Genomic DNA, 1,260 nt, shown 5'->3' with positions numbered 1-1,260 from the left:
TGACCCCGTCTGCGAGGCTGCATAGCCTCATCAACCAGCGACGTCCGCCGAGCCCTTTTCAACATCGGGCGGGACATCCCCGGGGAAATTCCGCCACATCTGCTGATCGAGAATGCCTTTGGCGGCGAGATGGTCGCGCGACTGCTGGCATTTGCCTTGTCGCGCGAGGCAGCATTCAGCGATACGACGGTCGGCAAGCGGAAGATCGAGGGCGGGCAGATCCGCCGCTCGCGGGTGATCCGCGATTTTGGTGACGTGAACGCCCCGTTGGAGGCGGCCTTTCGTGCACGGCTGTCCCAGGCGATCACAGCCTTGCGCGTGCCGCCCTTCACCCTGGATAGCCTGTCGCTGGAACTTGCCGCCCATGGCGACGGGGATTTCTACCGGCGCCATATCGATACGTTCATCGGCGGTGAAAAGACGGCGACGGACCGCATCCTGACCGGCGTCTATTACTTCCATGCTCTGCCGCGGGCCTTTACCGGTGGCGAATTACGACTCTTTTCCCTGCGCCCCATCGAACATGGCGGCGCCCACCTGGACATAGAGCCGCCCTGCGACAGTTTATTGCTGTTCCCGGCCTGGGCTCCGCACGAAGTGCTTCCGGTTTCCTGCCCGGAAGGCAACTTCGCGCAGTCTCGTTTCGCCATCAATTGCTGGTACAACGGCACGGCGTAGCACCCCCGCCTGCCCCTTCGGTGCCGGTGTCACGGTGCGTCGGTCACCACGATCTCCAACAGCCCTTCACGCTTCAGTCGGGTGAGAAAGGCGTCCGCCTCGGCGCGAATCTTCTCTTCCGGCGCATCATACACCTCCGCGAGTGACGTCACGATCTGGTCCAGGCTCCGCGGTGTCTCCAGAAGACGCCAGATGTGCCCGCCAACGGCATTCAGATTGTAATATTGCCCCCGCGCGACGCTCATCATGACGGTCTCATCATCAACTGACGCGCTGAGTATTCGTTGCTGGCGCCGATAGGTCTGGGTTGGCGTCCGGGTCGAAACAGTCATCACAGGTTCCCAAGCATTTGTCCGAAAGGCTATTGTTCTGTTCAACAGCCATACCATTCCACCACCGTCATTCCCACAAAGGCGGGAATGACCATCAACAGACAGAAAAAATGAGAGGAATTTCTTGACAAACTACAGAAAGATCCCCCTGAAAATTCCACGGATATAAGAGCCTGTTGCAGAATGGGCTCCAACCCTGTCGATGTCCGCTTGCCCCCGCGCTGCGGGGCTGATTCCCTCGGGTGAGGTG

At 60.1% G+C, this 1,260-nt stretch carries 2 protein-coding genes; one reads left to right on the top strand and one right to left on the bottom strand.

What is annotated here, in order from left to right; genetic code table 11:
• Window positions 1–129 precede the first annotated feature (129 nt).
• Window positions 130–678, top strand: a complete 549-nt coding sequence (locus tag IEW15_RS25450; protein WP_188583336.1) for a 2OG-Fe(II) oxygenase — start codon at window positions 130–132, stop codon at window positions 676–678.
• A 29-nt stretch (window positions 679–707) separates the two neighbouring features.
• On the opposite strand, the gene IEW15_RS25445 is transcribed toward IEW15_RS25450, so the two are convergent.
• The gene (locus IEW15_RS25445) at window positions 708–1,010 is read right to left on the bottom strand and encodes a PqqD family peptide modification chaperone (RefSeq protein WP_188583334.1); all 303 of its coding nucleotides are present in this window, start codon (window positions 1,008–1,010) and stop codon (window positions 708–710) included.
• Window positions 1,011–1,260 lie beyond the last annotated feature (250 nt).

Source organism: Tistrella bauzanensis, from assembly GCF_014636235.1.
Classification (GTDB): domain Bacteria; phylum Pseudomonadota; class Alphaproteobacteria; order Tistrellales; family Tistrellaceae; genus Tistrella; species Tistrella bauzanensis.
This window is presented reverse-complemented; position numbering and strand designations above follow the sequence as displayed.

What these genes read in the sequence shown, in the direction of transcription:
- IEW15_RS25450 (WP_188583336.1), top strand. Translation starts at nt 130, where the DNA reads ATGGTCGCGCGACTGCTGGCATTTGCCTTGTCGCGCGAGGCAGCATTC.
- IEW15_RS25445 (WP_188583334.1), bottom strand. Translation starts at nt 1,010, where the DNA reads ATGACTGTTTCGACCCGGACGCCAACCCAGACCTATCGGCGCCAGCAA.